Here is a 26,307-nt window from a genome sequence, read left to right as displayed (position 1 = left end):
GGGGACAGGGGTCCGCCCGGGGAGCAGGGGTCCGCCCGGGGGGCAGGTGTTGCGGCCGGTTCGGGGTCAGGTGTTGCGGCCGGTGGCCTGTCTGGGGATCGTCGGGCGGACGCCGAGCAGCAGGGCCACCACGGGGGCGGCGGCGTCGGCCCGGGCCCGGTCCAGCTCGCCCGCCGGGGCGGGCTCCGCCGGGGGCGCGTCGAGCGGGCCGGCCGCGACCCGGCTGCCGATGCCGGTGCGCACGCCCGCCTCCAGCCCGGCGAAGGTGCGGCGCAGCAGGGGCAGGACGTCGGTGAAGACCTCGCCGCTCACCCCGGTCAGCCACTCGTCGAGCAGGGCCAGCAGTCGGGGGTCGTGCAGCAGCAGGGCGCCGCCGCCGGTGAGGAAGCCCTCGACCCAGCCGGCCGCGTCCGCCGGGGCGTTGGCGACGGACAGGACCAGTCGCAGCCGGCGGCCGGCCTCCTCGGAGTCGAGCCGGCCGTCGTCCAGCAGCAGGCGGACGGCCCGGCCGCGGAGCAGGCCGGGGGCGCCGGTGGCCGGTCCGCCGGACGGCTCGCGCAGGGCCAGCGAGCGCAGGGCGGCGGCCCAGCGCCCGGCCAGACCGGCGTCAGCCGGTGCGGGTTCTGCGGGTTCGGCAGGCGTCGGTTCAGTGGTCCCGGCAGCCGTCCCGGGTTCGGCCGTGCCAGCGGCGGTCAGCAGGCCGATCGCGCCGTGCACCTCGTCCAGGCGGCCGCGCATCGCCGCCGCGCTCTCGGCGTCCAGCCCGACGCAGGCGGGCGGCAGTCCGACGCAGACCCGCTCGGCCAGGCCCGCCGCCGCCTCGGCGAGCGCGCCGTGGTCGGTGCCGCGCACGTCGCCGTAGCGCAGCGCGCGGACCAGCGCGGGCAGCGCGCCGGCCAGGTGCGCGACGTCGGTGTCCAGGGCCGCGCAGTCGGCGAGCACCCGCATCACGGCGGGCAGCGCGTCGGACAGCCCGGCCAGCAGGCAGGTCTCCACCAGGCCGGTCAGCTCGGCGAGTTCGACGGCGGCGCGGGCGGCACCGACCGCCTTGCCGCCGGCCGCCTCCTCGACCGTGGTGCCCCACTGGGCGGCCTCGGCGATCCGCACCGCGAACTCCGGCTGCCAGCACAGCCGCCAGCTCTCCCGGAACGTCCCGGTCGAGTTGACCGAGGAGCGGACCGGCACGCCCCAGTCCACGCCCAGCAGCCGCAGCCGGTGCAGCAGCCGGGAGCGGGCCGCGTCGGTCTCCTTGCGCAGGTCCAGGTCGACGTCCTTCGGTGCGGCCTCGGGCTTGAGGCGCAGCGAGCGCTGCAGCCGGGTGAGGTCGCGCTGCAGCGGCACGGCCGGCGCCGCGTCCGGGACCTCGCCCAGCTCGTCGCCGACCACCAGGCGGTCCCGGACGAGCTCCAGGGCGACGTCGGAACCCTCGCAGAGCACCGCGCGGACGGCGTCCAGGGTCTCGGTCAGCCCGGCGAGCGGGCGGCCGCGCAGGACGGCCAGGGCCTCGGCGAGCCGGACCGCCTCGATGACGTGCGCGGAGGAGACCGGGTGGTCCTCGGCCCGCAGGAGGTCGGCCGCCCGGGTGAGCCAGCGCGGCACCGGATCGCCGTCGGTGGTGAACAGGTGGTGGTACCAGCCGGGCGACTGCACGCCCGCGCCGTACCCGGTGGACTGGGCGAGCCGGCGGTGCGTCCACGGCACCCAGGTGATGTCCGTCCGCACCTTCTTCGGCAGCCCGGCGAGCAGCGCCCGGTCGTGCGCGACGGTGGGCATCCGCTCCAGCGCGGGGACGTGGAAGGCCCCGCAGACCACGGCGATCCGGCGGTGCCCGGCGCGGCGGGCGGCGCGGATCTGCTGGCGCATGTACGCCTCGCGCAGCAGGTCCCGGCGGGACTCGGCAAGGCCCTCGGCGCGCAGGGCGCCCATGGCGTCGGCGACGGCGGCGAACGGCGCCAGCGCGTCGGTGCCGGGCGCGCGGTGCTCGACCACGTCCTCCCACCAGCGCTCCGGGTCGTCGTGCCCGGCCGCCTCGGCGAGCAGCGCCAGCGGGTCGGCGGGCGGCGCGTCGGCGTCGTCCGGGCCGGTTGTCCCGTCGGGAGCGTCCCCGCCGGGGACGGCCGCGAAGCCGTGGGCCGCGGGCAGGTCGATGAAGCGGACCGGCAGGTCGTGCTCCACGGCGTGGCGGATCGCCACCCACTCCGGGGAGAACTCGGCGTACGGCCAGAAGGCGGCCTTCGCCGGGTCGTCCACCGCGTGGGCGAGCAGCGCGACCGGCGGCACCAGGTCCTTCTCGGCGGCCAGACGGACGATGCCGTCGGCCTCCGGCGGGCCCTCGACCAGCACTGCGTCCGGCTTCCACTGCGCCAGGGCGGCGGCCACCGCCCGGGCCGAGCCGGGGCCGTGGTGGCGGATGCCGAGGAGGGCGACCTCAGCCTCGGTCATGCCGTCACCTCGCGGGCGGCCCGGTAGAAGTCCTTCCAGCCGTCGCGCTCGCGCACCACCCCTTCGACGTACTCGCGCCAGACGGCCTGGTCCGCCACCGGGTCACGGACGACCGCGCCGAGGATGCCGGCCGTGACGTCCCCGGCGCGCAGCACGCCGTCGCCGAAGTGGGTGGCCAGGGCCATGCCGTTGGTCACCACCGAGATCGCCTCGGCCGTGGACAGGGTGCCGCTCGGGGTCTTGACCTTCGTCCGGCCGTCCGTGGTGATCCCGGCCCGCAGCTCGCGGAAGACGGTCACCACCCGCCTGATCTCCTCGGCGCCGCCCGGCAGTTCGGGCAGTTCCAGGGAGCGGCCGAGCTGGCCGACCCGGCGGGTGACGATCTCGACCTCCTCCTCCAGCGAGCCCGGCAGCGGCAGCACCACGGTGTTGAAGCGGCGGCGCAGCGCGCTGGACAGCTCGTTGACGCCGCGGTCGCGGTCGTTGGCGGTGGCGATCACGTTGAAGCCGCGCACGGCCTGCGTCTCGGAGCCCAACTCCGGTACCGGGAGCGTCTTCTCGGACAGGATGGTGATCAGACTGTCCTGCACGTCGGCCGGGATGCGGGTCAGCTCCTCCACCCGGGCGATCTTGCCGTCGGCCATCGCCCGCATCAGCGGCGAGGGCACCAGGGCGTCCCGGCTGGGGCCGTTGGTGAGCAGCTGGGCGTAGTTCCAGCCGTACCGGACGGCCTCCTCGGGCGTTCCGGCGGTGCCCTGCACCAGCATCGTCGAGTCGCCGCTGATCGCGGCCGCCAGGTGCTCGGACACCCAGGTCTTCGCGGTGCCGGGCACCCCGAGCAGCAGCAGCGCACGGTCCGTCGCCAGGGTCGTCACGGCGACCTCGACCACCCGGCGGGGGCCGATGTACTTGGGGGTGATCCGGGTGCCGTCGGCCAGTTCGCCGCCGAGCAGGTACGTCGCCACGGCCCACGGCGAGAGCTTCCAGCGCTCCGGGCGCGGACGGTCGTCCTGCGCGGCCAGCGCGGCCAGTTCACCGGCGAAGGCGTCCTCGGCGTGCTGCCGCAGAACGTCGGTCATGGGGGCTCCTTCGGGTCGGCCGCCGGGGGCACGGGTGCCCTGGCGGCAGGGTGATCGGGGGGAGCCAGGTCGGCGTCCCGGCCTGTGGGAACCACCCTGCACCGAGCCACTGACATCGGCCGCCGGCCGCCGGACGGACAGTCAGCCGATGTCAGTGCCGCCGCCTACGGTCGGTCGCATGGAGGAACGCTGGAGCACCGAACACGTCCTGTCCCTGGCACCTGACGCCTCATCGCAGAAGGCCGCGGGCAAGCTCTCCGCGCCCGCACCGTGGTCCGGCACCGGCACCGACGGCACCGCGGTGTGGGGCGAGTGCGAGGGCAGCGGCCGTACGCCGTACCGCACCGTGGTCGAACTCGCCACGCCCGCCTACCAGTGCAGCTGCCCCAGCCGGAAGTTCCCGTGCAAGCACGCGCTCGGGCTCCTCCTGCTGTGGAGCGGCACGCCGGAGGCCGTCCCGGCCGCCGAACCCGCCGACTGGGCGGCCGACTGGCTCAAGGGCCGCCAGGAGCGCACCGAGAGGCGGAAGACGCTCCCGCCGCCCGATCCGGAGGCCGCCCGCCGCCGGGCCGAGCGGCGCGGCGCCCGGGTCGCGGCCGGCGCCGCCGAACTGCGGCTGCGCCTCGCCGACCGGATCCGGCACGGCCTGGCCGACCAGTCCACTGCCGGCCCCTGGGAGGAGGTCGCCGCCCGGATGGTCGACGCACAGGCTCCCGGACTGGCCACTCGGGTGAGGGAGTTGGATACCACGCCGCAGGAGCGGCTGCTGGAGGAGTACGCGATGCTCCACCTGCTCGCCACCGCCGCCACCCGGGTCGACGAGCTGCCGCCCGAACTGGCCGCGACCGTCCGCACCCGGATCGGCTACACCCAGGACTCCGCCGAGGTGCTGGCCGGCCCGACCGTGCGCGACCGCTGGCTGGTGCTCGGCAGCCGCGACACGGCGGACGACCGGCTCACCACCCGCCGGGTCTGGCTGCGCGGAGCCAAGACCGGCCGCCCGGCCCTGCTGCTCGCCTTCGGCCGCCCCGGCCAGGCCCCCGACATCGCCCTGCCCACCGGCCACCTGCTGGAGGCCGAACTCGCCTACCACCCCGGCGCCCGACCGCTGCGCGCCCAGCTCGGCGACCGCTACGGCGCCCCCGAGGCCGGGCCGGCCGCCCCGCCCGCCGGGCTCACCGTCGCCGAGGCCGTGGCCGCTTACGGCACCGCCGTCGCCGACGACCCGTGGCTGGAGAGCTGGCCCGCCGTCCTCGCCGACGTCGTCCCGGTCCGCACCCCGGACGGCTGGTACCTGACGGACGGCCACCACACCGTGCCGATCCGCACCTCGACCGTCCCGGAGGCGGCGCTGTGGCGGCTGGCCGCCGTCTCCACCGGGCGCCCGCTGACGGTCTTCGGCGAGTACGGCCACCAGGGCTTCGCCCCGGTCACCGCCTGGCCCGAGGGCCACCGACCGGTCGGCCTCACCACTGCTTAGGAGCACCGAGAATGACGACCACCCAGGATCCGTGGGAGCCCCTGCAGACCAGCGCCCTGCTCGGCACCGAGCGCCGCCCGCTCCCGGCCACCGCCCTGCCGTTCGCCGAGGCCGTGGACCGCACCGACCCGGCCACCGCGCTGCTGGAGCTGGCCGCCCTCGCCACCGTCCGCCGTCGGGCCGGCGCGCTGCCCGTACCGGCCGCCGGACCGCCCGGCCCGGCCGCGCCCGAGGACACCCGCCCGGAGCTGCCCGAGCCGGCCACCCGCCGACTGGCCGTCCTGCTGGCCGGCCGGGCCGGCGGCAGCGGCGGCGGCACCCTGGCCAACCTGGCCGAGCTGCTGCCGCAGTGGCTCGCCACCGCCCGCGCCCGGGGCCTGCGGCCGCCCGCCGCACTGATACCCGGCCTGCTCGACGCGGCCCGCGCCCGCAGCGAACTGCGCAGCGACGCCGTGGCGTTGGCCGGTCCGCTGGGCCGCTGGCTGGCCGAGCAGAACCCCGACTGGCGGTTCGTCCTGCGCACCACCACCCAGGAGGCGGCGCAGCGGCCGGACGCCCCCACCGACCACCACCTGTGGCACGAGGGCCTGTTCGCCGAGCGCGTCACCCACCTCACCCTGCTGCGCCGCAGTGACCCGGCCGCCGGCCTGGAGCTGCTGCGGAGCACCTGGTCCACCGAGCGCGCCGAGGACCGCCTGCTCTTCCTGGACGCCCTCCAGGACGGCCTCTCCCCCGCCGACGAGCCGTTCCTGGAGGCCGCCCTCGGCGACCGCAGCAAGAACGTCCGCGCCACCGCCGCCGAACTGCTCTCCACCCTGCCCGGCTCCGCGCTGGCCCGCCGGATGGCCGAGCGGGCGCAGGCCGCCGTCCGCCTCGCCGAGGCGGGCACACACCTGCTGGTCACCCCGCCCACCGAGTGCGACGCCGCCATGCAGCGCGACGGGATCGCCCCCAAGTCACCCACCGGGCGCGGCGAACGGGCCTGGTGGTTCGGCGAGCTGGTGGCCGCCGCGCCGCTCTCGCTCTGGCCGGAGAGCACCGGGCTGACCCCCGAGGAGCTGCTCTCCCTGCGGGTCGGCGACAGCATCGACGAGACCAGCAGCAGCTGGGCCGACGACCTGCGGGAGGCCTGGGCCCGCGCCGCCGTCCGCCAGCACGACGCCGACTGGGCGCGGGCGCTGCTCGGCCCGGCCCCGGTGCCGCCCACCCGCGGCGCCGGCCGGGCCCGCGCCCCGCGCGCCACCGGCGCCCCGGCCAAGCTGCTGGCCGTCCTCCCGCCCGAGGAACGGGCCGCCTGGACGGCCGCCTTCATCGAGGTGCACGGGCTGGGCGAGGCCTTCCAGCTGCTCGGCGCCTGCACCACCCCGTGGACTCCGCCGCTGTCCACCGCCGTGGTGACGGCGCTGGCCCGGGCCGCCGCCTCCGGCGCGTACCCGTGGAGCCACAGCGGGGTGCTCGGGATGACGGAACGCGCGCTCGCCCCGGAGACGGCCGCCGCGGTGGCGGAGCTGGCCGCCGAGGCCGCCCCGGACTCCGCCTGGGCGGAGACCTTCGGGCGGCTCGCCGGCACCCTGCGCTTCCGGGCCGCGATGCTCGCGGAGCTGGCGGAGCCGACGGGCTGACAGGCTGACGGCACTGCGGGATGCCACCGGATGCGGCGGAGCGGGCCGGCCCCCGAGGGACCGGCCCGCGCCGCCGTACCGAAAGTCGGCTCGCCCGAAAGTCAGCTCGCCCGGAGGTTGGCCTCGACCCAGGCGACCACGTCCCGGGTCGGCGTGCCCGGGGTGAAGATGTCCGCGACGCCCATCGCCTTGAGCTCGGCGATGTCCTCGTCCGGGATGATCCCGCCGCAGAAGACCTTGATGTCCTCCGCGTCGCGCTCCTTCAGCAGCTCCAGCACCCGCGCGCAGAGCGTCATGTGGGCACCGGAGAGGATCGACAGTCCGATGCCGTCCGCGTCCTCCTGGATCGCGGTGTCCACGACCTGCTCGGGCGTCTGGTGCAGTCCGGTGTAGATGACCTCCATACCGGCGTCGCGCAGGGCACGCGCAATGACCTTGGCGCCACGGTCGTGACCGTCGAGCCCCGGCTTGGCGACCACCACACGGATCGGCCCCGACACACTCATCACTGCCTCCTGGACGTCGTCGTCCACCACCCGGCCAGGCCTTGTGGGCCACGGGCGCGGTTAACGGTCAATAACCAACCTGAGGGGAGGTTAGCGCCACCCGGCCCGCTTGACCGTTCCGCCTCCCAAGAGGAGGGCAAAGTCACAGCTCCAGGCCTTGCTACCGGCGGGTAGACCCGTTCCTTCCCGCGACCGGCGCACAGACCGCCCGGCCGACCCCTTGACAACCGGCGGTTTTTCCGGGGCGTCCGCCTTGCGGCTACAGTCACGGCAGTTTTCCCCTCGCCCTTCCCCTCGCCCGACGACGCGCCCGAGGCCCACCGAGGAGGCAGCCCCCGATGGCTCCCGAAGCAGCCGCCCGTCCGACCCGCGCGGAGCTGCGCCTCGCCGCCCGTGAGCAGTCCCGCGCCCAGCGCCGCGGCGCCGCCAAGGCCGCCACCCGGACGGCGCTGCTGCGGGTCGCGCTGCCGTCGGTGGCCGCGCTCGGGGTCGCCGCCGCGGCGGCGATCACCGTGCAGGGGGAGGCCGACCAGCAGCGGGCCGAGGCCGCCGGACGGGTGTCGCCGCAGTCCGCCGCCGCCCCGGACGACACGGCCGCCAGGGCGGCGGCCCAGCAGGTGGCGACGGCCGGCGGCCAGGCCCAGGCCTCGCGCGGCGACGCCCGCCAGCCGCTGGCCGGCGCCCAGCCCACCGATGCCCCGGCCGCGCAGCCCACCGCCGAGCCGACGCCCGAGCCGGTCAAGCCCAAGGTGGTCATGCCGGTCGCCCAGCACGGCCTCGGCGAACTGTTCGGCGAGGCCGGCACCCACTGGGCCAACCGCCACACCGGCATCGACTTCCCGGTGGACGGCGGCACCCAGGTCATGGCCGTCACCGACGGCACGATCCGCACCCAGTGGAACCCGTTCTACGGCTACATGTCGATACTCAAGATGCCCGACGGCACCGAGGCCTGGTACTGCCACCTGCGGGCGTACAAGGTCCGCAAGGGGCCGGTGAAGCAGGGCGACGTGATCGCCTTCGTCGGCAGCAGCGGCAACAGCACCGGGCCGCACCTGCACTTCGAGATCCGGCCCGCCAACGGCAGCGGGCCGGTCGACCCGCTGCCGTGGTTCCTCTCCAACGGCCTGGACCCGCGCTAGGGCAGGCCCTAGGACCGACCGCAGCTTCCGCGAGTCCGGAGCCGGAACTACAGCTTCTCGACGGGCGCGTAGCGCAGCAGCAGCTGCTTGCGCCCGTCCGCGCCGAAGTCGACGGTGGCCTGCGCCCGGTCGCCCACGCCCGTCACGGCCACCACCGTGCCCAGGCCGAAGCTGTCGTGGGTGACCCGGTCGCCGACCGCGAGCGAGACGGCCTCGCGCTCCACGACCCTGCCGCCGCGCCGCGCGGACTGCCCCCAGCCCGCCTTCGGGGCGGCGGCGGACGACGAGGACCGCGAACTCCCGCCCCCGGAGGAGGACTTGCCCCACGAGGAGCCCGAGGAGTAGCCGCGCTGGACCGGCGCCTGCGCCGCCCCCGTGCGCTTCCACTCCACCAGCGTCTCCGGGATCTCCTCCAGGAACCGCGAGGCCGGGTTGTACGCCGGCTGCCCCCAGGCGCTGCGCAGTACCGAGCGGGTCAGGTACAGCCGCTCGCGGGCCCGGGTGAGCCCGACGTACGCGAGCCGGCGCTCCTCCTCCAGCTCCTTGACCTGGTTGAGCGCCCGCATGTGCGGGAAGATCCCGTCCTCCATGCCGGTCAGGAAGACCACCGGGAACTCCAGGCCCTTGGCGGTGTGCAGGGTCATCATCGTGATGACGCCCTGCCCCTCCTCGTCCTCGTCCGGGATCTGGTCCGAGTCCGCGACCAGCGCGACCCGCTCCAGGAAGTCGGCCAGCGAGCCGACCGGCGGGGTGCCCTCCTCCCCGGCGTCCGGCCGCTCGCCCGGGTCCTGCTCGTATTCGAGGGCGACGGAGGCGAGCTCCTGCAGGTTCTCCACCCGGGTCTCGTCCTGCGGGTCGGTGGAGGCCTGGAGCTCGGCCAGGTAGCCGGTCTCCTCCAGGACGGCCTCCAGCACGGCCGCCGGGCCCGCGCCCGACTCGACCACCTGGCGCAGCCCGGCCATCAGGGTGTTGAACTTCTTCACGGCGTTGGCCGAGCGCGCGGCCATCCCGTACGCCTCGTCCACCCGCACCAGCGCCTGGGCGAAGGAGATCCGCTCCCGCGCGGCCAGCGCGTCGATCATCGCCTCGGCCCGCTCGCCGATGCCGCGCTTGGGCACGTTGAGGATCCGGCGCAGCGGCACGGTGTCCTCCGGGTTGGAGAGCACCCGCAGGTACGCCAGGACGTCCCGGACCTCCTTGCGCTCGTAGAAGCGCACCCCGCCGACCACCTTGTACGGCAGGCCGACCCGGATGAACACCTCCTCGAACACGCGGGACTGGGCGTTCGTCCGGTAGAAGATCGCGACGTCGCCGGGCTTGGCCTCGCCCTTGTCGGTGAGCCGGTCGATCTCGTCGGCGATGAACTGCGCCTCGCCGTGCTCGTCGTCCGCGACGTAGCCGACGACCTTCTCGCCGTGGTCCCCCGCCGTCCAGAGCTTCTTCTCGCGGCGGTTGGCGTTGCGCTCGATGACGGCGTTGGCGGCGCTCAGGATCGTCTGGGTGGAGCGGTAGTTCTGCTCCAGCAGGATCGTGGTCGCGTTCGGGTAGTCCTCCTCGAACTGGAGGATGTTGCGGATCGTCGCGCCGCGGAAGGCGTAGATCGACTGGTCCGCGTCACCGACCACGCACAGCTCGGCCGGCGGCACCTCGGCGAGGTGCGCGGCGGCCGGGTTCACGAAGTCCCCGTCCGCGGTGCGCTTGGGCGCGGCGGCGACGGACCCGCCGCTGAGCTCGCGGACCAGCATGTACTGGGCGTGGTTGGTGTCCTGGTACTCGTCGACCAGGATGTGCCGGAACCGGCGCCGGTAGTGCTCGGCGACGTCGGGGAAGGCCTGCAGCAGGTTCACCGTCGTCATGATGATGTCGTCGAAGTCCAGCGCGTTGGCCTCGCGCAGCCGCCGCTGGTACAGCGCGTACGCCTCGGCGAGCTTCTTCTCCATCGGGTTGGCGGCCTGGTCGGCGAAGGTCTCCTCGTCGATCAGCTCGTTCTTGAGGTTGCTGATCTTCGCCATGAAGGACTTCGGCGGGAACTGCTTCGGGTCCAGGTCGAGGTCCCGGCAGACCAGCGACATCAGCCGCTGCGAGTCGGCGGAGTCGTAGATCGAGAAGCTGGAGGTGAAGCCCAGCTGCTTGGACTCGCGGCGCAGGATCCGCACGCAGGCGCTGTGGAAGGTGGACACCCACATGGCCCGGGCGCGCGGGCCGACCAGCGACTCGACGCGCTCGCGCATCTCGCCGGCCGCCTTGTTGGTGAAGGTGATCGCCAGGATCTCCCCCGGCTGCACCCCGCGGGCGCCCAGCAGGTACGCGATCCGGTGGGTCAGCACCCGGGTCTTGCCCGAGCCGGCGCCGGCCACGATCAGCAGCGGCGAGCCCGCGTGCAGCACCGCCTCGCGCTGCGGGTCGTTCATCCCCTCCAGCAGCTGCGCCGGGTCGATCACCGTCCGGGCGGCGCCGTTGCGGTACCAGGCGTCCCGCTCCGCCTCGGCGGCGCCCCCCGGCTGATCGAAAGCCGCGGTGTGGAACAGCCCCTCCGGAATCGCCTCCTCGTACGCGTCGTACGGGAGGTCGTCCTCGTACGGCGGGGGCTCCTCGTCGACGGCGTCGACGGGCACGGCGGGCTGCTTCGACCCGGCGGCGGGTGCCTCGAAACCGGGGAGCGGGAGGTCGTCAAAGAGGCTACTCATGGCAATGACGAGTCTATGGCCACCCACCGACAACCCCGCCCGGCCCGGAGAACCCGGACCGGGCGGTGCGATACCAGGACACGCCCGGACGCCGCGGGGCTCAGACCAGGCGGCGGGCGGTGGCCCAGCGGGTGAGCTCGTGGCGGTTGCTGAGCTGGAGCTTGCGCAGGACGGCGGAGACGTGGCTCTCGACGGTCTTCACCGAAATGAAGAGCTGCTTGGCGATCTCCTTGTAGGCGTAGCCGCGGGCGATCAGGCGCAGGACCTCGCGCTCGCGCTGGGTGAGGCGGTCCAGGTCCTCGTCGACCGGTGGGGTGTCGGTGGCGGCGAAGGCGTCGAGGACGAAGCCGGCCAGCCGGGGCGAGAAGACCGCGTCGCCGTCGGCGATGCGGAAGACCGCGTTCACCAGGTCGGTGCCGGTGATGGTCTTGGTGACGTAGCCGCGGGCGCCGCCGCGGATGACGCCGATGACGTCCTCGGCGGCGTCCGACACCGACAGCGCCAGGAACTTCACCCCTCCCTGCTCGCCCATCAGCCCGGCCGAGCGGCGCAGCACCTCGACGCCGCCGCCGCCGGGCAGATGGACGTCGAGGAGCACCACGTCCGGCCTGGTCTCGGCGACGACCCGGACCGCCGAGTCGACGTCGTCGGCCTCGCCGACCACGTCGATGCCGGTCACCTCGGTGCGGCCGATCTCGGCCCGTACCCCCGTCCGGAACATCCGGTGGTCGTCCACCAGCACGACCCGCGCAGTACGCTCCGGCGCTGCCTCAGTCATCAGTTCTCTCCATCTCCAGCTCGACCTCGGTACCGCCGCCCGCCGCCGGCCGCACCCGAGCGGTGCCGCCGTTGCGCTTCATCCGGCCGATGATCGACTCCCGTACGCCCATCCGGTCCTCCGGCACCGTGTCCGGGTCGAAGCCGGGCCCGTGGTCGCGGACGAACACCGACACCGTCCTCCCCTCCACCTCGGCGTAGACCTGGACCGGTCCCCCGCCACCGTACTTGGCCGCGTTGACGGTCGCCTCCCTCGCGGCCTGCATCTGTGCCGCGATCTTCTCGTCCATCGGGCAGTCGCCGACGATGACCAGTTCGACCTGGACGCCGTGCCGGTCCTCGACCTCCGCGACGGCGGCGCGCAGGGTCTCCGCCATGGTGTCCGGCGCGGCCTCGGCGGCGGCCTCCGGGCGGTACAGCCAGAGCCGCAGCTCGCGCTCCTGCGAGCGGGCCAGCCGCAGCACCTCCTTGGGGTCCTCGGCCCGGCGCTGGATCAGGGTCAGGGTGTGCAGCACGGAGTCATGGATGTGGGCGGCGATCTCGGCCCGCTCCTGGGCGCGGATGCGGGCGGTGCGCTCGGCGCCCAGGTCCTGCCAGAGCCTCAGTCCGTACGGGCCGAGCAGCACCAGCACCCCGGCGAGCACCGCGAGCGAGGCCTCGACGACCGAGCCGATCGTGGAGCCGCTGCCCTGCATGGCGAGCAGCGCGATGGTGCCGACCACCGCGAGCAGCACACCGGCGCCGACCCGGGTGTAGGCGCCGCGCCGCTTCTCGCCCTCCTCGATGCCGAACCAGCGCTGCCAGCGCGAGTCGTCGGCCTGCCGCCAGACCAGCGCGACGCCGACGCCGATGGCCAGCAGCGGCCAGGTGTACGGCTTGGCGGTCTGCCAGCCGAGCACGTTGAGCAGGGCGATCAGGCCGATCACGACCATGACGAGCGCGGCGAGCTGGCCGAGGCCGCCCTGCCCGCCCTTGGCGGCCGGCACCGCCTCCGTCCCCTCGGCGGGCGCCGTCGTCGGCTCGCCCTGCAGGGTGTGCTGGAGCAGCCGGCGCAGTCGGCCGAGCCAGCCGCCGGCGGGGGCCTTGCTCAGCAGGCCGCCCTGCAGCCCGGGCGCGGCCGGGACGAACACGCCGTTGACGTACATCCACTGGGCGCCGCCGCGCGCCGAGGGCTCGCCGATGCCGATCGGCACCACGAACCAGAACGCGGCGTACAGCAGCGCGCCGATCCCCTGCGCGAAGAACAGCAGGACGAAGGCGAGCCGCACCCACAGCACCGGCAGCCCGAGGTGCACCGCCAGGCCGTGCGCGACGCCGCCGAGCATCCGCCCCTGCGGGCTGCGGTAGAGCCGGCGATAGGGCGGCTTGCCGCCGTCGGGCGCGCCGGGGTCGGCGCCGGCCGACTGCGCGGCGTCGGGGGCGATGGTTCGGGGATCGGTACCGGGGGCTGCCACGCCACCGATGGTTCCACGCGCGCCCCTGCGGGCGCATCAGGGTGTGTCCCTTGCCCGTATCAGGGACAACTCAGGGTACGGGCAGGGGTGCTCCCGGTTGGGCCGGACCGGCACCTGCCGGAAGGATGGTGCCCATGACCGAGGACCAGCGCATCGAGGAGGCCGGGCCCGCCGCCCCGCCGGAGCCGGAACGCCCGCCACTGACCAGGGCCGAGCACCACCGCGTGGTGGCCGGCGTCTGCGGCGGCCTCGGCCGGCACCTGGACATCGACCCGGTGGTCTTCCGGGTGGTCACCGTGGTGCTCTGCCTCTCCGGCGGCCTCGGCCTGTTCCTGTACGGCCTGGCCTGGCTGATCGTCCCGACCGACGACGAGTCCAAGGGCCGCGGCGGGCGCACCGAGCTGCAGCGGGTGCTCACCGGCCGGGTGGACGGCCAGTCGATCGGCGCGGTGCTGCTGACCGTGATCGGCACCGGGGTGTTCTTCTCCTCGATGGGCAACGGCGACCAGATGTTCCCGCTGCTGCTGCTCGCCGCCCTGGTCTTCCTGGCGGTGCGTTACGACCCGGAGCGGCGCCGCGGCCGGGGCCGCGGACGCCGGCACGGCGGCCCGTACGACCGTCACTTCCCCGAGTCCGGGGGCTACGCCTGGCCGCGGCCGGCCCGGGGCGAGACGGCCGCCGCCGAGCACCCCGCGCAGCCGGCCGCCGGGACGGCCCCCGGCGCGAGCGGCTACCTGTGGGATCCGCGCCACCCCGAGCGCAACCCGTACGGCGCGGGCTCCGCGACTCCCACCCCTCCGCTCGGCACCCCGGTGCCGCCGGTGGGCGGCCCGGCCCAGCCGTGGTGGCAGCGCACCGACCTGCCCGAGGGCGACCCGCTGCGCAAGGAGCGCGCGAAGCGCCGCCCCGAGCCCGCCGCGGTGCGCCGCCCCCGGGAGCGCTCGGCGCTCGGCTTCTTCGGCTTCCTGCTGGCGATCGGCGCGGCCTCCGCGGTCTGGGCCGTGCAGTCCGGCCACCACGGCAACCCCACCGTGGCGGGCGCGACGGTGCTGGCCACCGCCCTGCTGGTGATCGGTCTGACCCTGCTGGTGGGCGCGAAGTTCGGCCGGGCCCGCAGGCTCGTGGTGACCGGCCTGCTGCTCTCGCTGGCGCTGGCCTTCGTCGGCCACTCGCCGGACGCCATGCGGAACGCCGTCGGTGAGCGCGACTGGACCGTCACCACGGCCGCCGACCTGCACGACCGCTACAACCTCGGCGCCGGCGACATCAAGCTCGACCTGGCTCGGCTCGACCCGGCCGGGGGCACCCTCGCCACCAAGGTCGACCTCGGCGCGGGCGAGATGACCGTCATCGTGCCGGCCGACGTGACGGTGGACCTGACCGCACGGGTCGGCCTCGGCGACATCGACGTCCCCGGCGACCGCAGCAACAGCACCGGCCGCCACACCTATCTGATCGGCCCGGCCGACGGCCAGGCCGCCAAGGGCACGCTCACCCTCGAACTCGGCATCGGGCTCGGCAACATCAAGGTGGTCCAGCAGTGAGGAAGCACCGGCTCGACCTGTTCTCGCTGATCGCGGGCGCACTGTTCACCGTGCTCGCCCTGCTCTACCTCGTCGCGGCGCTCAACGACCAGTCGGTGAACGGACGGATCGTCATCCCGGTCACCTTCATCGTGCTCGGCGCCGGCGGCCTGGCCGGCGCGGTCGCGGCGGTGGCCCGACGCGGCCGCCCGGACCGCGAGGACTACGGCGTCGACGAGGAGTAGCCCCCGGAAGCCCCCTGGCCTCAGCTCTGCTGCGGGCCCAGGGTCAGCTTGTCCCCGTCCTTGGTGACGGCGTACTTCGGCAGCGGCTTGACCGCCGGCCCGTTGACCACCGCGCCGGTGGCGGCGTCGAACCGGGAGCCGTGGCAGGGGCAGTACAGCTGGCCGTTCTTGGGGGCGTCCACCGCGCAGCCGGAGTGGGTGCACACCGAGGAGAGGCCGCAGTACTGGCCGGCCTTGGGCTGCACGATGTAGACGGCGTCCCCGGTGGCCGGGTCCTTGACCTGGGCCGATCCGCCGACCGGCACGCTCGCGGCGGGCACCGTGGGGGCCTGCGCCGGGGCGGCGGAGACCGGGGCGGCCGACTGCTTGGGCGCGGCCTGCTTGCCCCGGCCGAAGGTACGGGTCAGCGAGCCGGTGAGCAGCCCCGCGCCGCCGATCGCGACGGCCGCGATCCCGCCGTCCACCAGCGCCCGGCGCTTGACCTGGTCCTCGCCGAGCCCGCGCTCGCGGTCCCGCCCGGCCCGGCGGGCGAGGTAGCCGTCCACCGACAGGTACGGGGTGCCGGCCAGCACCAGCGGGATCCAGGCCATCAGGTAGGCGAGGTCGTTGCCGAGGTAGTACGGCGCGACGCTCCAGCTGACGGTGAGCCAGAGGCTGAGGTTGAGGAGGGCGCCGCCGAGCGCGGCGACCCGGCCCCAGAGGCCGAGCAGGGTGCCGAGGCCGACCGCCAGCTCGCCGAAGGCGACGGCGAGCGCGAACAGCGTCGGGTGGTCGAGGGCGGGGCCGAGCAGGAAGGAGATCGGGCTGCCGCCGGCCTTGGCCGCCTGGGTCTGCGAGACGAAGGAGGCCGGGTCGCCGGCCCCGGCCAGGAAGTGCGCGTCCGAGAGCTTGTCGAGGGCGGCGTAGACGAAGGTGACGCCGAGGAAGAGCCGCAGCGGGAGCAGCGCGTACCTGGACGCGATCGACCGTCGCTGCACCGCCCGTTCGGCCCGGCCGGGCGCTCCCCCGCCGGCCGGCACCGCGTTGCTGGCCTCCGACATCCCGCACACCTTCCCTCTCGGCCTGCCACTTCCTGACAGGTCCGGTCCGCATTCTGCCCGTTCCTGATGTCTTTCGGTGGGAGGTCCCACCCGGCGGTCGGCACACCCGCACCACGAACGCCCGCGCCGCCGCTCCCTCCAGTACGGGAACGACGGCGCGGGCGTTCAGGCTCCGGTCAGGGACCGGCGGGAGTGCCTACTCCCACTCGATGGTGCCCGGCGGCTTGCTGGTGACGTCGACGACGACGCGGTTCACGTCGCGGACCTCGTTGGTGATCCGGGTGGAGATCTTGGCCAGCACGTCGTACGGCAGGCGCGACCAGTCGGCGGTCATGGCGTCCTCGGAGGAGACCGGACGCAGCACGATCGGGTGACCGTAGGTGCGGCCGTCGCCCTGCACGCCCACGCTGCGCACGTCGGCGAGCAGCACGACCGGGCACTGCCAGATCTCGCGGTCCAGGCCGGCCGCGGTCAGCTCCTCGCGGGCGATCGCGTCGGCCTCGCGGAGCAGGTCCAGGCGCTCCTTGGTGACCTCGCCGACGATCCGGATGCCCAGGCCCGGGCCGGGGAACGGCTGGCGCTGGACGATCTCCTCCGGCAGGCCGAGCTCCTGGCCGACCATCCGGACCTCGTCCTTGAACAGCTTGCGCAGCGGCTCGACCAGCTGGAACTGCAGGTCCTCGGGCAGGCCGCCGACGTTGTGGTGGGACTTGATGTTGGCGGTGCCGGTGCCGCCGCCCGACTCCACGACGTCCGGGTACAGGGTGCCCTGGACCAGGAAGTCGACCGACTCGCCGTGCTCGCCGGCCTCGGCGATGATCTCGGCCTGGGCCTGCTCGAAGACCCGGATGAACTCGCGGCCGATGATCTTGCGCTTCTCCTCGGGGTCGGTGACCCCCTTCAGCGCGTCCAGGAAGCGGTCGGCGGCGTCGACGACCTTCAGCTGCACGCCGGTGGCGGCCACGAAGTCCTTCTCGACCTGCTCGGTCTCGCCCTTGCGCATCAGGCCGTGGTCGACGTACACGCAGGTCAGCCGGTCGCCGATGGCCTTGTTGACCAGGGCGGCCGCGACCGCGGAGTCCACGCCGCCGGACAGGCCGCAGATCGCGCGCTTGGTGCCGACCTGCTCGCGGATCAGGGCGATCTGCTCCTCGACCACGCTGCCGGTGGTCCAGGTCGGGGCGATGCCGGCGCCGCGGTAGAGGAAGTGCTCCAGGATCTGCTGGCCGTGGTCGGAGTGCAGCACCTCGGGGTGGTACTGGACGCCGTAGAGGCGGGCCTCGTCGTTCTCGAAGGCCGCGACCGGGACCACGTCGGTGGAGGCGGTGACGGTGAAGCCCTCCGGCGCGGCGGAGCAGGCGTCGCCGTGCGACATCCACACCGAGTGCTGCGCGGGGACACCCTCGAACAGGGTGGAGCCGGTGCGGGAGACGACCAGGGGGGTACGGCCGTACTCGCGGGCACCGGTGTTGTCCACCGTGCCGCCGAGGGTCTTGGCCATCAGCTGGAAGCCGTAGCACATGCCGAAGACCGGGACACCGGCCTCGAAGATCGCACGGTCGAGCTGCGGCGCGCCCTCTTCGTAGACCGACGACGGGCCGCCGGAGAGGATGATCGCCTTCGGGTTCTTGGCGAGCATCTCGGCGACCGGCATGCTGCTCGGCACGATCTCGCTGTAGACCCGCGCCTCACGCACCCGACGGGCGATGAGCTGGGCGTACTGGGCGCCGAAGTCGACCACCAGGACGGTGTCGTTGTCCGGCGCGGACTGGACGGGAATTGCAGAGGACACAGACGGCCTTCCGGCAGCGGTATCGAGGTGTCGCGCGGAGCCGCCTCCCCGGCGGGGGCTGCGGCAGCGGACGGGTGTGGGGTGTCTGGACACCGATTCTACCGGGCTGTCCGGTTTCACTCGTCTGCACGTCCAAAGGACCGTGACCGGGCGGGGCCGCGGTTCGTTGCTTCTGACGACCGTACGGCCGCGCCGCGTCCGCCAGACGCGCCGCCCGACCCCCGCGGGGCCACCGCCGTACGGCTTGCAGGACCACGCGTGGAGCTACACACCAGTCCACCGGCGCACGTGGCGCCGCCGCCCGGCCCGCCGGGAGCGCGGCTCCGTGGGACCGTGCGCGGGTGCGGCGGCCGGCCAGCAGGGGACAGCGAACCCGGCCGCGACTGGGCCGAGAGGTGGGACGGCCGGACTTCGGGGACGCCCGGGACCGGCCGTCGCACCCCCGGCCCGCGCCGGGGCACACCCCGGGCGCACTCCCCATCCGTCCCGCGCCGCTACGCGCGTCCCCGTGCGCTGCAACCACGCGAACCACTACACACCGTGATCATGCGCGGCCTGGGTGGCAGCAAATGGCCTGTGCCGAACTGTGCCGAATCGGTTGCAGAGCAAGCCCCTCGTCCAGCACGATGCTCCTTGTAAGCGGTTCTCCCGGCGACCTGACGGCTCACCGAGGAGGCCGCCCGCGATGCTCCGCAGTCGCCGCGCAGGGGAGGCGACAGCGATTTTCACTTCACGCTCCGTGAGCGCGGAACCGGCGCAGACCTACCGCTGTCCGCCGCACCACGGGCCCGCGCGCCCCGCTCCGCCGGCCACCCACGCCGGAGCCGCGAGCGCGCACCCCGAAGCCAACCGACACGACGGCGCTCCTCCCCCGGCGCCGTCACCCCAGCACCGGCGCGGCCCTGACGCCGAGTGCTGAGCGACAAAGGGCCCCGTTCCCCCGCGGGGCCCTTTGCCCTTTCCGGGGCGCGCCCGGATTCCAACGCCCGGCTTCCACGCCCGGCTCTCCGGTGCTTCGCTCAGGGGTGCTCGCGCCACACGCTCGGGTCGACCGGGTCCTCGGCCGGCGCCCGCGGCGTCTCGGCCGGGGCCGCCGTCCCGGCGGCGGGGGCGGGCGGCACCTCCTGCGAGCCGATCACCTCGCTCACCCCGCTCGTGGGGACGGGCGTCACGTCCTGCGGCCCGGCGGCCTGCGGCGGGACGCCGCCGTGGGCCGGGACGCCGCCCTGGGCCGGGACGCCGTATGCCGGAACGCCGGGCGGCGGCGTCGGCCCGTACGGCACCTCCGGCGGCACCGCCGCGTACGGAGCCCCGCCGCTCGGAGCGTCGTACAGCATCTGGCCCGCACCCCCGCCGCGGACGGACGCCAGCAGCGGCGGCACCAGCAGCGCGCCGGCCGCCGCCCAGACCGCGTTGGCCGCCAGGACGCTGAGGAAGGTCAGCCCGACCGAGTTCTCCTGGCTCACCTCCAGGTCGGAGGTCGGGCTCCAGCCCGCCATGGACGAGGTCCGGGTCAGCATCGCCCCGGCCGCCGCCATCAGCAGGGTGAGCACCCCGGCGTACACCGCCGCCAGCCGCAGCCGGTCGGCCGCGTCCAGCTGCCGCCGGTACGCCGTCCAGCCGAGCGCGCCCGCCGCGAACAGCGCCAGCAGACCGGCCCAGCGCCAGTCCGCGCTCACCGTGTCGTGCAGGTCGAAGAAGGAGAGGTCAAGGTCCTCGCCCCGGTTGCGCCAGGACGTCTCGCCGCCGGTCACGCCGTCGTGGGCCCGGAGGGTCGCCCCCGAGCCGAAGCCGAGCAGGTTGAGGCCGAGGTTGGGCAGGAAGGCCAGCGAGATCCCGGTCTCCGAGCCGCTGTCGCCGTTGGCCGCGACCAGGACGAAGCCCACCACCGAGGACAGGCCCACCGTCACCGCCAGCGCCCGGCCCGCGGCCAGCGCGGCCACCGCCCAGCCGCGCACCGACCGGCTGCGCCAGGCGGCCCAGCGCAGTGCGTCGGTGCCGTACACGGCGAAGGCCAGCAGCCCGGCCAGCAGGAGGGTCCAGCCGACGGTCTCCAGCCAGCCGGCGCCCGCGGTGACCGAGGGCCGGGACAGGCTCTGGCCGGTGCCGCCGGTGTAGTCGGGGACGTCGTAGTCGCCGCGCGGCCGCCAGGTGGTGCCGCCGACCGCCCAGAGCACCGTGGTCACCCCCGCGAGGACCACGGCGGTGCGCAGCGCCTCGCCGGCGGCCTGGCCCCGGGTGAGCTGGCCCGCCACCGCCTTGCGCCGGCGCAGCCCGGCCCGCAGGCCGAACCAGAGCGCCAGGCACCACAGGACGGTGACGGTCATCGGCACCGCCCGCAGGACGAGGTCCAGCCGATCGGCGTGGCCCCGGCTCAGCGGGCTCTGGTAGCCGATCTTGAACGGGGCACCGAGCGCACTCAGCACCATCGAGAGCATCCCGCCGAAGCGGTCCCCGAACTCGGGCGACTGGAACCGGTAGTCGTACTGGTAACCGCTCGGGACGGCCGCGATCAGCGCCGCCGCCAGCAGGACGGCGGTCGGCGCGAGCGCCGCCTTGAGCGCCGGGCGCCAGTCCGGCCCGGTGAGCAGGCGCTGGACGGGCGGCTGCTGGTCGTACGGCTTTCCGGCACCCCAGCTGCCCAGCGCGGGCGGAACGGGCGGGGCGCCCGGCGGCGGGCCGTACCCGGGCGCGACGGGCGGCGCGGCAGACGGCCCGTACCCCGGCGCAGCAGGCGCACCCGCCGGCGGCGGCGGCACCGTACCCGGCGGTGCCGGAGCCGCGACCGACGGTGGAGGCGGCGCGACCGGCCGCCCGCACGAACCGCAGGTGTCCGTTCCCTCCACCGAAGTCGCGCCGCACGATGCGCAGTCGGCCATGAACCGCTTTCCCCCCGCTCGACGAGTCCCCGAGCTGCCCCAGGGAGCCCGTTTATCCCATCGGATCCGAACGGATGTCAACCGGGAACCCCGGCAAGCGGATTGGCCCGCCGAGAGGGGTTCAGCCGCGCTTCTTCGGGACCTCCGGGACGGGCAGCAGTGGCAGCCGAAGCGCCCCGAACGCGCCCTCCGGCACGGCCGGCCGCACCGGCGCCACCGGGGTGACCCGCCGGTAGGCCTGGTCCTGGGCCGGGCGCGGGTCGGCCTCGCCCTTGTTCGGCCACATCGACATGGCGCGCTCGGCCTGGGCGGTGATGGTGAGCGAGGGGTTGACGCCGAGGTTGGCGGAGACGGCCGCGCCGTCCACCACGCTGATCCCGGGGTACCCGTACAGCCGGTGGTACGGGTCGACCACGCCGGTCTCGGGGGCGTCGCCGATCGGGCAGCCGCCGAGGAAGTGCGCGGTCATCGGGATGTCGAAGATCTCGCCGACGGTGCTGCCCGCGAAGCCGTTGATCTCGTCGGCCAGCGCCTGGGCGCCCTGCTCGGCGGCCGGGATCCAGGTCGGGTTGGGGGCGCCGTGGCCCTGGCTGGAGGTGAGCCGGTCCTTGCCGAGCGGGCCCTTCTTCAGCGAGACGGTGATCGAGTTGTCCAGCGACTGCATCACCAGGCCGATGATCGTCTTCTCGGACCAGCCGCGCTGGTTCATCGAGCGGGCGAAGGTCACCGGGTGCAGCACCGAGTTGCCCAGGTAGCGCAGCCAGCGCGGGCCCCGGCCGTCGCCCTTGACCTGCGCGATCGACAGCGCGCCCATCGCGTTGGAGCCCTTGCCGTAGCGGACCGGCTCGATGTGGGTGTTGGCGTCCGGGTGGATCGAGGAGGTGATCGCGACGCCCTTGGTGAAGTCCGCCTTGCTGCCGTAGCGCCGGTCGGTGGTCTGCGCGCCCACCAAGGCCTCGGAGTTGGTGCGGGTCAGCTCGCCGAGCCGCGCCGAGATCCGGGGCAGGTGCCCGGCGGCGCGCATCCGGTGCAGCAGCGACTGGGTGCCGTAGGTGCCGGCCGCGACCACGACCCGGGCGGCGGTGATGGTCCGTGCGCCCGCCTTCACCCGGTCGGTCTTCGAGCGGGAGTCGGTGCGGCGCACGTCCACCGCAAAGCCACCATGACCATCGGCCCCGCCCTGCTCCCGGATCCGGGCCACCGTGGTCAGCGGGTGGATCTCGGCGCCGCCCCGCTCCGCCAGGTACAGGTAGTTCTCGGTGAGCATGTTCTTGGCGCCGTGCCGGCAGCCGGTCATGCACTCGCCGCACTCCACGCAGGCCTTGCGGGCCGGTCCGGCACCGCCGAAGTACGGGTCGGCGACCTCGTCGCCGGGCGCCGCCTTGGCCGTGCCGTCGGTGTCCTTGCCGTCGCCGAAGAAGACCCCGACCGGCGCCATGTGGAAGGTGTCGCCGACGCCCATCCGCTCGGCGGCCGCCTTGAGGTGGACGTCGGAGGGGGTGACGGTCGGGTTGAGCCGGACCCCGAGCATCCGCTGCGCCTGGTCGTAGAACGGCGCCAACTCCTCCTGCCAGTCGGTGATGTGGCGCCACTGGCGGTCCTCGAAGAACGCCTTCGGCGGCACGTACAGGGTGTTGGCGTAGTTCAGCGAGCCGCCGCCGACCCCGGCACCGGCCAGGATCAGCACGTTGGCCAGCAGGTGGATCCGCTGGATGCCGTACAGCCCGAGCTGCGGCGCCCACAGGTAGTTCGGCAGGTCCCAGGAGTTCCTGGGCAGCTCGTCCCGGTCGAAGCGCCGCCCGGCCTCCAGGACGGCGACCCGGTAGCCCTTCTCGGTCAGCCGCAGCGCCGCCACCGCACCGCCGAAGCCGGAACCGACCACGACCACGTCGTAGTCGAACTCCGCCGCACCTGCGGACTCCACCATCTGCCACTGCTCCTTCGCCGGGATGAACTTGCCTGTGGGAAGCGCGAGTCCGGGCCCCACACCACCGGGGCCCGGTACCACGTGGGCCCCGGTGCCACCTGGGCACTGGGCCGCCTGGGCCTACCGGAAGCGCAGCGCCTTGAGCGCCCGCAGCCCGCCGGTCATCACCGCGGCGAACTGCTTGTCGTCCAGGCCGAACGAGGGCGCGATCGGCATCAGCCGCTGGGTCGCGATGGTCTGCGCCTCGGTGAAGCGCAGGATGCCCTCGGCGCCGTGCCGGCGGCCCAGCCCGGAGTCGCCCATGCCGCCCATCGGCGAGGCGACCGAGCCGTACGCGGCCGCGTACGCCTCGTTGACGTTGACCGTCCCGGTGCGCAGCCGGGCCGCGACCGACCGGCCGCGCCGCAGGCTCCCGGTCCAGACGCTGGAGTTCAGGCCGTACGGCGTGGAGTTGGCGGCGGCCACCGCCTCGTCGTCGGTGTCGAAGCGGTAGACCGAGACGACCGGGCCGAAGGTCTCCTCGGCGCAGACCGCCATCTCCGGGGTGACGCCGTCGAGGATGGTCGGCTCGAAGAAGAACGGGCCCAGGTCCGGCCGGGCGCGCCCGCCGGCCACCACGGTGGCGCCCGCCTTGACGGCCTCCTCCACGTGCCGGGTGGTGGTCTCCAGCTGGCGGACGGAGACCAGCGAGCCCATGTCCGCGCCGTACGCGAGGCCGCCGCCGAGGCGCAGCGCCCGGGTGCGGGCGGCGAAGCGCTCCAGGAACTCGTCGGCCACCGAGCGGTGCACCAGCAGCCGCTCGATCGAGATGCACAGCTGTCCGGCGGAGGAGAAGCAGGCCCGTACGGCGCCCGCGGCGGCGGCGTCGAGATCGGCGTCGGAGAGCACCAGCATGGCGTTCTTGCCGCCGAGTTCGAGCGAGGCGCCGACCAGCCGGGCGGCGGCCCGCTGGGCGACGTCACGGCCGGTGCGGGTGGAGCCGGTGAAGGAGACGTAGTCGGCGTGCTCCACCACGGCGGGGCCGATCACCGGGCCGTCGCCGATCACGACCTGCCACAGGTCGGCCGGCAGCCCGGCCTCGACCAGCAGTTCGCGGGCCCACAGGGCGGTCAGCGCGGTCTGCGTGTCGGGCTTGTTGACCACCGCGTTGCCGGCCGCGAAGGCGGGCAGGGCGTCGCCGACGGACAGCTCCAGCGGGTAGTTCCAGGGCGAGATGTGGCCGATCACGCCCTTGGGGCGGCGGGCCTCGACCGCGTGGGTGAGCACCGGCAGCGCGCCGCCGCGTCGCTTGTCCCTGAGGTACGCGTGCGCGGCCCGCCCGTAGTGCCGGGCGGCCATGGCGACGGCCAGCACCTCCTCGAAGGCGTGCAGTCGGGCCTTGCCGGTCTCCGCCTGGATCAGGTCCAGCACCTCGTCCTGCCGCTTGAGCAGCAGGTCGTGGAAGCGCAGCAGGACGGCGGCGCGGCGGCGGACGGGCAGCGCGGCCCAGGCGGCCTGGGCGCGGCGGGCCAGCTGGAAGGCGACCTCGACGTCGGCCGGGGTGGACTGCGGCAGGCCGGCCAGCCGCTCGCCGGTGAGCGGGGCGACGGTGTCCACCAGGTCGGGCTCGCCGGTCGCCGTGACGCCGGCGGTCAGCCGGGCGACCAGGGACGGCGGGACGGCCGCCGTGACGGTCCGGCCTCCGCCGGGGGCCGCCGGATTGCCGGCGCCGGGCTGTTCGGTGGCCACTGCATCTGCTGTGAGGTCCGACATACGGCGCAGCCTAGGCCTTCGGCGCCCGGTCCGGTACCCGTCGGTAACCGGAATCTGCCGCAGTCGGTCGAAAGCGGGCACCCCGCTCCTCAGCGGGCCGGCGCCCCGCTCGACCGGTCGGCGCCGGCGCCCCGCTCAACGGGTCGGCGCCGACCACCCGCTCAACGGGTCGGCGTGAAGTAGTGGAGCACGGCGTTGAAGCGCTGCTCCGCCTCGTTCCACTCGTTGCCCTTCTCCGGGCTGGAGGAGTAGATCGCGTAGCTGGTGCCGTCGTCGTCGATGAACTCGGCCTCGATCGCCCGCCGGCGGCCGCCGCCCTGCGCGGCGTAGCTGAACTCCCAGACGGCCGCCTCGTGGCCGTTCACCTGGACGCCGGTCAGCTTGTGCTGCTTGTAGTCCTTCAGCGACTTGGAGACGCTGCTCTCCATCTGCCGCATGTGCTCCAGCGGCTTGACCGACTGCCCGACGGTGACGGCGAACTGCAGGTAGTGCACCTTGCCGTCGGGGCTGTAGAAGATCTGGTTGTCCGGCGCGCTGCTGCGCTGCCAGGCGGGGGTGCCCGAGGGCAGCGGGAAGCGGAAGCCGGCCGGGTCGTCGACCCAGTGGTAGCCGTCGGGCGCCGCGGGGCCGGCGTCGCCGGTGGGCCCCGGCGGGGTCGACTCGGCCGGCCCGGTCGGCGTCGGGTCGTCGGTGCCGCCGCCGACCACCTCCCGGGTGGCGAGGAAGGTCGCCGCGGCCGCCAGCAGGCCGACGGCCACCGCGATGGCGACGATCTTCGCCGTGTTGCGGCGCTTGGCCGGCCCGCGCGCGGGCAGGACGGAGTGCGCGACCGGCGCGACCGGGGCGGTGTGCGCCTGTGCGGCGGCCAGAGCGCCCCCCGCGGTGTCCTGCCCGACCAGGGCGGGCGCGGCCGACTTCGGCTCGGTCGGTCCCTCGGAACCCACCGGGCCCCGGGAACCCATCGACCCCTGGGAACCCGCCGGGCCCTGGGAGCCCTCCGCCCCCTCGGCCGGCTCTGCCCCGGCCCCCGCACGGCGGTCGACCACCGGCACCGACTGGGTGGGCATCCGCACCGGCGCGACCGATTTGAAGCCCATCGTGTGCCCGGCCTGGACCTCGGCGAGCATCCGGGCCGCCTCGTCCGCGGTCGGCCGGTCGGCCGGGTCCTTGGCCATCAGCGCGGCCAGCACCGGCCCCAGCGAGCCGGCCCGGCGCGACTCCGGCAGCGGCTCGTCGACCACCGCGGCCAGCGTGGTGATCGGCGAGTCCCGGCGGAACGGCGACTGGCCCTCGACCGCCGCGTACAGCGTCGCCCCGAGGCCCCACAGGTCGGAGGCCGGGCCCGGCCGCTCGCCCTGGGCGCGCTCCGGCGCCAGGTAGTCCGGCGAGCCGACCAGGTCACCGGGCCGGGTCAGCTCGGTCGAGCCCTCGTACTTCGCGATGCCGAAGTCCAGCAGCACGACCCGCCCGGTGCCGCGCTCCAGCAGCACGTTGGCCGGCTTCACGTCCCGGTGCAGCACGCCCAGCTGGTGGCCGCGGTGCAGCGCGGCCAGCACCTGGCTGCCGACCTCGGCGGCCGCGCGCGGCTGCAGGGTGCCGTCCTGGCTGATCACGTCGGCCAGCGAGCGGCCGTCGACCAGCTCCATCACGATCCACGGCCGGCCGTCCTGCTCCAGCACGTCGTGCACGGTGATCACGCCGGGGTGCTTGATCCGCGCGGCCGCGCTGGCCTCGCGCTTCATCCGGGCGTGCAGGATCTGCAGGTCCTCCTCGGGGAGGTGGTTGACGGTCAGCTCCTTGACCGCGACCTCACGGTCCAGCATCCGGTCCCAGGCCCGCCAGACGGTGCCCATGCCGCCCCGGCCGAGCCGCTCGCCGAGCTCGTACCGCCCGGCCAGCAGCCGCTCCGCGTCGGCCGCCTCCGGCCGGTCCTGCACACCCATCTGCGACCGCTCCCCCA

17 protein-coding genes and 1 pseudogene are annotated in these 26,307 nt (G+C 74.7%); 5 read left to right on the top strand and 13 right to left on the bottom strand.

The annotated features are described in order from the left end of the window. Nucleotides 1-66: 66 nt before the first annotated feature. Together CRP52_RS19285 and CRP52_RS19280 are read right to left on the bottom strand one after the other, a co-directional pair. On the bottom strand, nt 67-2,442 hold the full coding sequence (locus CRP52_RS19285) for a DUF5682 family protein (RefSeq protein WP_097237532.1): 2,376 nt from the start codon (nt 2,440-2,442) through the stop codon (nt 67-69). After that, nucleotides 2,439-3,521: an ATP-binding protein gene (locus tag CRP52_RS19280; protein WP_097237531.1), complete on the bottom strand. Its 1,083-nt coding sequence runs from the start codon at nt 3,519-3,521 to the stop codon at nt 2,439-2,441. The genes CRP52_RS19285 and CRP52_RS19280 overlap by 4 nt, the downstream gene beginning before the upstream one ends. A gap of 178 nt (nt 3,522-3,699) precedes the next feature. Between CRP52_RS19280 and CRP52_RS19275 the strand changes: the two genes are divergently transcribed. Together CRP52_RS19275 and CRP52_RS19270 are read left to right on the top strand one after the other, a co-directional pair. Next, entirely contained in the window at nt 3,700-5,001 is a 1,302-nt protein-coding gene (locus CRP52_RS19275; RefSeq protein WP_097237530.1) for an SWIM zinc finger family protein, read from the top strand. A gap of 11 nt (nt 5,002-5,012) precedes the next feature. Then, nucleotides 5,013-6,623: a DUF5691 domain-containing protein gene (locus CRP52_RS19270; RefSeq protein ID WP_097237529.1), complete on the top strand. Its 1,611-nt coding sequence runs from the start codon at nt 5,013-5,015 to the stop codon at nt 6,621-6,623. A 101-nt stretch (nt 6,624-6,724) separates the two neighbouring features. Here CRP52_RS19270 and CRP52_RS19265 read toward each other — a convergent pair whose 3' ends face one another. Next, a complete protein-coding gene (locus CRP52_RS19265; RefSeq protein ID WP_030059180.1) occupies nt 6,725-7,129 on the bottom strand; it encodes a cobalamin B12-binding domain-containing protein in 405 nt (134 codons plus the stop codon). 338 nt (nt 7,130-7,467) lie between these two features. Between CRP52_RS19265 and CRP52_RS40545 the strand changes: the two genes are divergently transcribed. Continuing rightward, nucleotides 7,468-8,271, top strand: coding sequence for a M23 family metallopeptidase (locus CRP52_RS40545; RefSeq protein WP_097237528.1), 804 nt, complete (start codon nt 7,468-7,470; stop codon nt 8,269-8,271). 47 nt (nt 8,272-8,318) lie between these two features. Here the strand turns inward: CRP52_RS40545 and pcrA are convergent, their stop codons facing one another. The 3 genes from pcrA to CRP52_RS19245 form a co-directional block, all read right to left on the bottom strand. Then, nucleotides 8,319-10,958 (bottom strand): DNA helicase PcrA, encoded by a 2,640-nt coding sequence (gene pcrA / locus CRP52_RS19255; RefSeq protein ID WP_179852852.1) that lies wholly within the window; start codon nt 10,956-10,958, stop codon nt 8,319-8,321. A 100-nt stretch (nt 10,959-11,058) separates the two neighbouring features. Further along, nucleotides 11,059-11,736, bottom strand: coding sequence for a LuxR C-terminal-related transcriptional regulator (locus tag CRP52_RS19250; protein ID WP_097237526.1), 678 nt, complete (start codon nt 11,734-11,736; stop codon nt 11,059-11,061). Continuing rightward, nucleotides 11,729-13,060 carry an ATP-binding protein gene (locus CRP52_RS19245; RefSeq protein ID WP_097240189.1) on the bottom strand — a complete coding sequence of 444 codons (1,332 nt, stop codon included), beginning with the start codon at nt 13,058-13,060 and terminating at the stop codon, nt 11,729-11,731. The genes CRP52_RS19250 and CRP52_RS19245 overlap by 8 nt, the downstream gene beginning before the upstream one ends. A 263-nt stretch (nt 13,061-13,323) precedes the next feature. Here CRP52_RS19245 and CRP52_RS19240 point away from each other — a divergent pair, with 263 nt between their 5' ends. After that, the gene (locus tag CRP52_RS19240; RefSeq protein WP_179852851.1) at nt 13,324-14,733 is read left to right on the top strand and encodes a PspC domain-containing protein; all 1,410 of its coding nucleotides are present in this window, start codon (nt 13,324-13,326) and stop codon (nt 14,731-14,733) included. Then, nucleotides 14,730-14,957 (top strand): hypothetical protein, encoded by a 228-nt coding sequence (locus CRP52_RS19235; RefSeq protein WP_097237524.1) that lies wholly within the window; start codon nt 14,730-14,732, stop codon nt 14,955-14,957. Before CRP52_RS19240 ends, CRP52_RS19235 begins: the two co-directional genes overlap by 4 nt. Nucleotides 14,958-14,977: 20 nt before the next feature. On the opposite strand, the gene CRP52_RS40825 is transcribed toward CRP52_RS19235, so the two are convergent. The 7 genes and pseudogenes from CRP52_RS40825 to CRP52_RS40535 form a co-directional block, all read right to left on the bottom strand. Beyond that, complete coding sequence (locus CRP52_RS40825; protein ID WP_257033090.1) at nt 14,978-15,262, bottom strand: ubiquinol-cytochrome c reductase iron-sulfur subunit; 285 nt, start codon at nt 15,260-15,262, stop codon at nt 14,978-14,980. Between the two features lie 207 nt (nt 15,263-15,469). Beyond that, nucleotides 15,470-15,997: pseudogene (locus tag CRP52_RS40820) on the bottom strand (DoxX family membrane protein); the annotation flags it as partial. A 196-nt stretch (nt 15,998-16,193) separates the two neighbouring features. Continuing rightward, nucleotides 16,194-17,789: a glutamine-hydrolyzing GMP synthase gene (guaA, locus tag CRP52_RS19225; protein ID WP_097237523.1), complete on the bottom strand. Its 1,596-nt coding sequence runs from the start codon at nt 17,787-17,789 to the stop codon at nt 16,194-16,196. Nucleotides 17,790-18,808: 1,019 nt separating this feature from the next. Beyond that, nucleotides 18,809-20,548, bottom strand: coding sequence for a hypothetical protein (locus tag CRP52_RS19220; protein ID WP_097237522.1), 1,740 nt, complete (start codon nt 20,546-20,548; stop codon nt 18,809-18,811). A 241-nt stretch (nt 20,549-20,789) separates the two neighbouring features. Next, entirely contained in the window at nt 20,790-22,595 is a 1,806-nt protein-coding gene (locus CRP52_RS19215) for a GMC oxidoreductase (protein ID WP_097237521.1), read from the bottom strand. 120 nt (nt 22,596-22,715) lie between these two features. Continuing rightward, nucleotides 22,716-24,347: a succinic semialdehyde dehydrogenase gene (locus tag CRP52_RS19210; RefSeq protein WP_097237520.1), complete on the bottom strand. Its 1,632-nt coding sequence runs from the start codon at nt 24,345-24,347 to the stop codon at nt 22,716-22,718. Between the two features lie 161 nt (nt 24,348-24,508). Further along, nucleotides 24,509-26,290, bottom strand: coding sequence for a protein kinase domain-containing protein (locus CRP52_RS40535; protein WP_306458874.1), 1,782 nt, complete (start codon nt 26,288-26,290; stop codon nt 24,509-24,511). Nucleotides 26,291-26,307: the final 17 nt, after the last annotated feature.

This window comes from Streptomyces sp. 1331.2, assembly GCF_900199205.1.
Classification (GTDB): Bacteria; Actinomycetota; Actinomycetes; order Streptomycetales; family Streptomycetaceae; genus Kitasatospora.
The sequence above is the reverse complement of the archived record's forward strand: the minus strand, read 5'-3'. Positions and strand labels throughout refer to the sequence as shown.

What these genes read in the sequence shown, in the direction of transcription:
- CRP52_RS19270 (WP_097237529.1), top strand. Translation starts at nt 5,013, where the DNA reads ATGACGACCACCCAGGATCCGTGGGAGCCCCTGCAGACCAGCGCCCTG.
- CRP52_RS19275 (WP_097237530.1), top strand. Translation starts at nt 3,700, where the DNA reads ATGGAGGAACGCTGGAGCACCGAACACGTCCTGTCCCTGGCACCTGAC.
- CRP52_RS19285 (WP_097237532.1), bottom strand. Translation starts at nt 2,442, where the DNA reads ATGACCGAGGCTGAGGTCGCCCTCCTCGGCATCCGCCACCACGGCCCC.
- CRP52_RS19245 (WP_097240189.1), bottom strand. Translation starts at nt 13,060, where the DNA reads ATGCTCGGCGGCGTCGCGCACGGCCTGGCGGTGCACCTCGGGCTGCCG.
- CRP52_RS19280 (WP_097237531.1), bottom strand. Translation starts at nt 3,521, where the DNA reads ATGACCGACGTTCTGCGGCAGCACGCCGAGGACGCCTTCGCCGGTGAA.
- CRP52_RS19240 (WP_179852851.1), top strand. Translation starts at nt 13,324, where the DNA reads ATGACCGAGGACCAGCGCATCGAGGAGGCCGGGCCCGCCGCCCCGCCG.
- CRP52_RS19210 (WP_097237520.1), bottom strand. Translation starts at nt 24,347, where the DNA reads ATGTCGGACCTCACAGCAGATGCAGTGGCCACCGAACAGCCCGGCGCC.
- CRP52_RS19265 (WP_030059180.1), bottom strand. Translation starts at nt 7,129, where the DNA reads ATGAGTGTGTCGGGGCCGATCCGTGTGGTGGTCGCCAAGCCGGGGCTC.
- CRP52_RS40535 (WP_306458874.1), bottom strand. Translation starts at nt 26,290, where the DNA reads ATGGGTGTGCAGGACCGGCCGGAGGCGGCCGACGCGGAGCGGCTGCTG.
- pcrA (WP_179852852.1), bottom strand. Translation starts at nt 10,958, where the DNA reads ATGAGTAGCCTCTTTGACGACCTCCCGCTCCCCGGTTTCGAGGCACCC.
- CRP52_RS19250 (WP_097237526.1), bottom strand. Translation starts at nt 11,736, where the DNA reads ATGACTGAGGCAGCGCCGGAGCGTACTGCGCGGGTCGTGCTGGTGGAC.
- CRP52_RS40545 (WP_097237528.1), top strand. Translation starts at nt 7,468, where the DNA reads ATGGCTCCCGAAGCAGCCGCCCGTCCGACCCGCGCGGAGCTGCGCCTC.
- CRP52_RS19215 (WP_097237521.1), bottom strand. Translation starts at nt 22,595, where the DNA reads ATGGTGGAGTCCGCAGGTGCGGCGGAGTTCGACTACGACGTGGTCGTG.